Raw genomic sequence first — 6,017 nt, 5'->3', positions numbered from 1 at the left:
GCGGAAGGCGGGGGGCGGGGGGCGGGCCGGGGAGGACCGGGAGGACCCGGGGGGACGGCGGGGGGGACGGTGCCACCGCGCCGTCCCGGCAGCGGTGGCCGCCCCAGCAGGCTACCCCGCCCCGCGGGCGCGGCCGGTGGCCCCGCCTCTCCCGAAGCCGCCGTGGGCGCACGGCAGTTGCGCTCCCCTGCCCGGTCGCAGGCCCGGCGCGCCCCTCCCCCACCGCCCCGCAGGGCTCAGTGCGGGCGGACCGCGCTGCCGTAGCCGAGGACGGTGGCCGTGGCGCGGTTGGCTGTCGCGTCGGAGAGGCAGCCGCGCAGGCGGAGCATGTCGTGGTCGCTGAGGGCGGGGCGGACGACGGCCGCGTAGACGCCGTCGGACATCGGGTCGAGGCTGGCGGAGGGGTTGTCGGAGGAGGTGGCGCGGCGGCAGCTCTCCCACAGGTCCTGGGCGGCGAGTTGGCGGGCCGGGCCGGCCTGGTCGCCGTGCACCGCGATGCGGAAGACGACGATGCTGGCGGCGGCGTCGGGCCGGGACTCGGCGCGGGTCTCGGTGGTGTCGGCGAGGGTGCGCACGCCGAAGACCAGCAGGGCCACCGCGGCGACCGCGGCCGTGCCGCCGAGCAGCGGGCGCAGCAGGCGGCGGCGGGGGACGGCGGGGCGGTCCTCCAGCTGGGGCAGCGGGCCGCGCACTCCGCCGGGCGGCGCGGCGAGCGGGGCGAGGCGGCCGGCCAGCCGGCGCTCGGCGCCGGGGCGGGCGGTGACGGCGGCCACGCGCTGCACGACCCACGCGACGCCGGACAGCGCCGCGCCGGTCACCATCAGGACCGGCACGAAGACGAACGTGCGGCGCGTGCCGTCGAGTTCGTCCCGGGTCTGTGCGCCGCCGAGCCAGCGGAAGGCGTCCGGCGCCCCGTCGTTGCGGGAGCTCTCCAGGTGGCGGCGGATCTCCTCGACGCGGGAGTCGGCCTCGCCGATACGGCGCTCCAGGCGGCCGAGCCTGCCGAGCACCACCACCAGGACGAGGAAGCCCTCGACGGCCAGCAGCAGCACGCCGGAGACGATCGCGCGCTGCCATTCCCACCGGTAGAGGTAGATGACCAGGTAGACGGCCGCGGCCATCAGGCACAGGGTGCCGAAGAGGTAGCTGACGTACTTCACGCCGCCGCCTCCTCGGGTGCCGCGGGTGCCGGCGCGGGCCCAGGGCCCGGGGCGTCGCCCAGCTGCTCCACCGCCCCGCTGCCGCCGTCGACCCGCAGCGGTGTGCCGGGCGGGTAGCGGTCCAGCGCGCCCTGGACGCCGACGGCGGTCGGCACGCCCTGCTCGCGGGCGAGGACGGCCAGGTGCGACAGGACGCTGCCGGTCTCGGCGACCAGGCCGGACAGGCCCGGCAGCAGCGGTGCCAGGGAGGGGGCGAGGGAGCGGACGACGAGCACCGCGTCGGCGGGCCGGTCGCCCTCGCCGTGCCACGCGGTGCCGGTGCCCTGCCCGCCGCCCGCGCCCTGGCCCGTGCCGCCGTCCCCCCGGCGGCGGTCCAGGGCGACGGCGACGGGGCGGCCGTCGGCGAGCCGGAAGGCGGCGGGCAGCGGCGCGGTGCCGGGGCGCGGGGTGCGGGCGGCCAGGTCGGCCGGCCGGGTGCCGCTCTCGGCCACGGCGGACAGCTCGCTCCAGCGCAGCAGGGCTATCCGGCCGCGCTCCCCCGCCGTGCAGTGCGTGTCCATCCGGCTGCCGAGCTCGCGGACCATCGCGGCCTGCATCTCCTGCACCCAGCGGATGCGCAGCCGCAGGCCCTCGCGCAGCGACAGGAACCCGGCGCCGCGCGCCAGGCCGTGCCAGGCCACGTCGGCGGGCAGCGCGGGCCGCTCGCCGAGGGTGGGCGGCAGCAGGGCGAGCAGCACGGGGTGCCGGGCGATCAGCTCGTCGTCGGTGGGCCCGGCGGCCCGGCCCTCGCCGAGCACGGCCAGTGCCTCGCCGGCGGCGGTGGTGCCGGTGTCGCCGGTGAGCAGCACGCCGGCCAGCGACTCCTGGGCGTGCAGCGAGACCAGTACGGTCCTGCCCCACGCGGCGGCGCCCAGCAGCTCGCCGCTGAGCATCCGGCGCGGGGCGGGGAGCTCGGCCAGCTGCCGGTCGACGTCGGCCATGAGGTCGCGGGCCAGCAGCGGCAGGGCGGCGCGCAGCCGGCCCATCCGCCAGGCCGCGGCGGCGCGGCGGGCGCCGGGCGCGGGGTTGATGAAGTGCAGTACGGGGTGCGGGGCCGCCGCGGCCCCGAGCCGTACGAGGTCGGCGGCGGCGCGGCCGTCGACGGCCAGCACGACCGGCTCGCGGCGCAGTTTGCGGCGCGGGGCGGCGCCGGCGATGTCGAGGGCGAGGATGAGGCCCTGGTTCATCGGGGCGAGCCACAGGTCCTCCTCCAGCGGCTGGAGGACGTCGGGCAGCGTCTCGGCGACCGGTCCCGGGCCCAGCAGCCGGGCCCGGCGGGCGGGGCGGGCGGTCATCGCGGTGATGGGGCGGGCCTGGAACAGCCACAGCGTGCCGTCGGCGTCAAAGCCGAACTCGATGTCCTGCGGCCCGCCGTGGACGCGCTCGGCGCGGCGGGCGAGCCGGACCAGCTGGGCGAGCATACGGCGGTTCAGCGGCCAGTCGCGGCGCGGCAGTTCGGGTTCGGTGTGGAGCCGGCGGCCGTGCCGGGTGAGCTGGAAGCGGACCCCTTGCGTACTGCCGTCGACGAGCCGGTCGGGCCCGCCGGACACCGCGCTGACCAGGATGCGGTCGAAGCGGCCCTCGACCGGGTCGGCGCCGAACATGACGCCGCCGGCCCGCGCGTCGAGCATCGGCTGGACGAGGACGGACATCCCGGCCTCCGCCGCGCCCGCGGCCCCGCCCGGCAGGGCGACACCGGCGGCCGAGGCGCGGACCCGGCGGACGGCGGCGGTGAAGGCGTCCCAGCCGCGGACGTCGAGGACCGACTCGAAGCGGCCGGCCATGGAGGACTCGGCGGTGTCCTCGTGGACGGAGGAGGAGCGGACGACGAGCGGGCGGCCGTCGGCGCCGCCGAGGTCGTGCCAGGCGCCGCGCAGCGCCTCGGGGCCGGCGGGGGCCGTGCCCGCGGTGGCCGCCGTGCCCGCGGTGCTCGCGGCGGGAGCGCGGCCGGGCGGGAGGATGACGAAGCCGGGCAGGACGGGCAGTCCGGCCGCGGCGGCGCGGGCGAGGTTGGCCGCCTTCGCGCCCGCGAGCGCGGGGTCGCGGGCGGCCGGGGTGTCCAGGGGTGCGACGATGAGCGCGTCGGTCTCGGTCTCCATCAGGGCGCTCCTTTCAGCCGCCGCCGGTCGGGCGGCTTCGCACCCGGGCGCGGGGGGTGCCCCGCGGGCCGGGTGGTGTTCTTCTGCTCCCTCACAACGCCCGTTCACCCGAAGTGCTTTCCGGATCCGCCGAATTGGCCTTTTCCGTTCACCATCGGGCCGGTCGGCGCCCTCGGGCACGGGCGGAGGCCCGGCGCACGGGAGCACCCCGCCTCCGGGGAGGAGGACGGGGTGCGTGGGGTGCGGGGTTGCCCGCGGGCGGTGCGCCGCCGTGCCGGAGGGGTCAGCGGGGCGCGGTGGCGGACGGGTCGGCGCCGACGGGCCGTTCGGCGGGCGGGTCGGCGGGTGACCGGCGTGCGGCGAGGTCGGCGAGCGCGTGCGCGACGGCTCCCGGCGCCGTGAGCTGCGGGTAGTGCGCCGCGCCCGGGACCGTCGTCACCGGCAGGCCGGTCGCGGCCTCCAGCGGGTCGTCCGCCCCGACGACGAGCTCGACCGGGACCTGCACGTCGTCGAGGAGCCGGCGCAGTTTTGCGCGGTCGGCGCGGTCGGCGCGCAGCGCCCGGACCACCCGCCGGGCCGCGCCGGGGCGCCGCAGGTGGGCGGCGGCGCTCTCGATCGCCGGGCCGGCCGGCACACCGAGGGTGCGGGCCAGCCGGTCGGCGCCCGCGCGGCGCAGCAGCGCAGCGGCCAGGGGCGAGCGGGCCAGGATTCCCGGCGGGCGCTGGAGGAACGAGGGCGACACCAGCACCAGGCCGCCGATGCGCTCGGGGTGGGCTGCGGCATACCGCACCGCCGGGCCGCACGCCATCGAGTGGGCGACCAGCACCGGGCGGGTGGTGACCGGTTCCAGCAGGCCGGCCAGCCATGCCTCGGGCCCGACCGGGGCAGGCGCGGAGCGGCCGAGGCCGGGCAGATCGGCCGCGAGCACCGGTGCGGACAGCAGGTAGTCCACGTCGTTCCAGGAGTCGCAGTCCAGCGGCAGGCCGTGCAGCAGGACGTACCAGGGGCGCCGGCGTTCGCCGGCCACCCATGTGCGGCTGCCGGCGATGTCGTGGAATCCGGCGGGCCGGCGCGGTTCGGGCGCCTGGCCGAAGCGGGTGGCGACGAGGTGGTCGGCCCACTCCCGCAGCGCGGTGTCCACCGGGGGCGCCGGTATGCCGGCGGACTCGGCGAAGGCGTTGGCGGAGGCGGTGGGGTAGCGGTCGGTGGACAGGAAGGACAGGGTCTCCGGGTCCGCCCTGGTCAGGGCCCGGGGCAGCCGGCGGATCACGCCGACCGGGATCGACCGCTCGGGGGCGCGGACTCCCAGATGCCCGGCGACCAGGCCGACCAGCGCCGGAAGGTCGGGGGTCGTGTCGTCCAGGAGCCAGTAGGCGCTGCCGGCCGTCCGCGGGTGCGCGGGCAGTTCGGCGAGGAAGCGGGCGAGGTGGTCCACCGTGACGACCGGCACGAACACGTCGGGGCCGCCCGGCAGCGCGGGCAGCCGGCCCCGCCACAGGTCGCCGACCATCGTCGCCAGCCCGATGTACTGGCCGGGGCCGATGACGGTGCTGGGGTTGGCGAGCGTCAGCGGTACGCCCAGCTCGCGGGCGCGGGACCGTACGACCGCGTCGCCCTCGATCTTCGACGCCTCGTAGGCGCCGAGCCGGCGGTAGTCCGGGACGCGGGGCTCCTCGGAGCTGACCCGGTAGCCGCTGACGTGCACGAGCCTGCGCAACTGCGTCCGGGCGGCGGCCCATTCCACGACGTGCCGGGCTCCGGTGACGTTGGTCGCCCGGGCTTCCGGCACGCTCATGCCGAAGGCGTACCGGCCGGCGCAGTTGTAGACGTCGCGGACGTCGGGCAGCGCCTGGGCGGGGAGGGACAGGCCGGGCCGGGTGATGTCGGCGCGGACGAAGGTGAGGGCGCGGGTGTCGACGTGCCGGGCGGTGAGCCACGCGGCGAGGGCGTCGCCGGAGCCGCGCCCCGCGGCGGCCACCGCTTCTCCCCGGTTCAGCAGTTCGGCGACCAGCGAGCGCCCGATGAAACCGGTGGCGCCGAAGACGATCGTGCGGGGCATGGCCCCTCCTCGGTTTTCTCAATAGATCGGTCTACATATTTTTTGCCGACACAAAGCCGATGTGCCTTTACGGCCCCGGTACGCGTCAGAGCAGCGCGGCGACCGCGCGCGCGACCCGCGCGAACGGCTCACGGCTGCGCTGCACGCGGGCGAGCAGCAGCGCCCCCTCGACCAGGGCGAGGATCGCGGTCGCGGTGTCCTGCGGGGCCGGATGCCCGTCGGCGGCCAGCCGGCCCTCCAGGGCGCTCTCCCACGAGCGGTAGACCTCGGCGCACACCTGGCGCAGCGTCTCGTTGCTCGCGGAGACCTCCAGGGCGACGGTCGCCACCGGGCAGCCCTTGGACCAGCCGGAGGTCTCCAGCCGGTCGGCGAGCACGTCGAGCAGCGAGCCGACGACGGCGGCGGTGTCGGGGCCGGCGTCGGCCAGATCGCGCACCAGGGCGCTGATCTCCTGGCCGGCCCGCTCCAGGGCCTCGGCGACCAGCTGGTCCTTGCCGCTCGGGAAGTGGAAGTACAGCGAGCCGCGTGGAGCGCCGCTGGCGGCCAGCACCTGGTTGAGCCCGGCGCCGTGGTAGCCGCCGCTCTCGATCAAGCCCTGCGCCGCGCCCAGCATCCGCACCCGGGTCTGCGTCCCCTTCTCACCCATACGGAAAATGTAGA

The 6,017-nt window shown here is 77.8% G+C and carries 4 protein-coding genes; all 4 read right to left on the bottom strand.

The window, feature by feature from the left end:
• Positions 1-236: 236 nt before the first annotated feature.
• The 4 genes from HCN08_RS21065 to HCN08_RS21050 all read right to left on the bottom strand — a co-directional run bounded on the left by HCN08_RS21065 (position 237) and on the right by HCN08_RS21050 (position 6,003).
• The gene (locus tag HCN08_RS21065; RefSeq protein ID WP_167984726.1) at positions 237-1,160 is read right to left on the bottom strand and encodes a hypothetical protein; all 924 of its coding nucleotides are present in this window, start codon (positions 1,158-1,160) and stop codon (positions 237-239) included.
• Entirely contained in the window at positions 1,157-3,298 is a 2,142-nt protein-coding gene (locus tag HCN08_RS21060; protein ID WP_167984725.1) for a PEP/pyruvate-binding domain-containing protein, read from the bottom strand. Before HCN08_RS21060 ends, HCN08_RS21065 begins: the two co-directional genes overlap by 4 nt.
• 283 nt (positions 3,299-3,581) lie before the next feature.
• Complete coding sequence (locus HCN08_RS21055) at positions 3,582-5,357, bottom strand: alpha/beta fold hydrolase (protein WP_167984724.1); 1,776 nt, start codon at positions 5,355-5,357, stop codon at positions 3,582-3,584.
• An 85-nt stretch (positions 5,358-5,442) separates the two neighbouring features.
• Positions 5,443-6,003: a TetR/AcrR family transcriptional regulator gene (locus HCN08_RS21050; RefSeq protein ID WP_167984723.1), complete on the bottom strand. Its 561-nt coding sequence runs from the start codon at positions 6,001-6,003 to the stop codon at positions 5,443-5,445.
• Positions 6,004-6,017 lie beyond the last annotated feature (14 nt).

The organism is Actinacidiphila epipremni, from assembly GCF_012034175.1.
GTDB lineage: Bacteria > Actinomycetota > Actinomycetes > Streptomycetales > Streptomycetaceae > Actinacidiphila > Actinacidiphila epipremni.
Note: the sequence above shows the minus strand (reverse complement) of the source record. Positions and strands in the feature narration are given on the sequence as shown.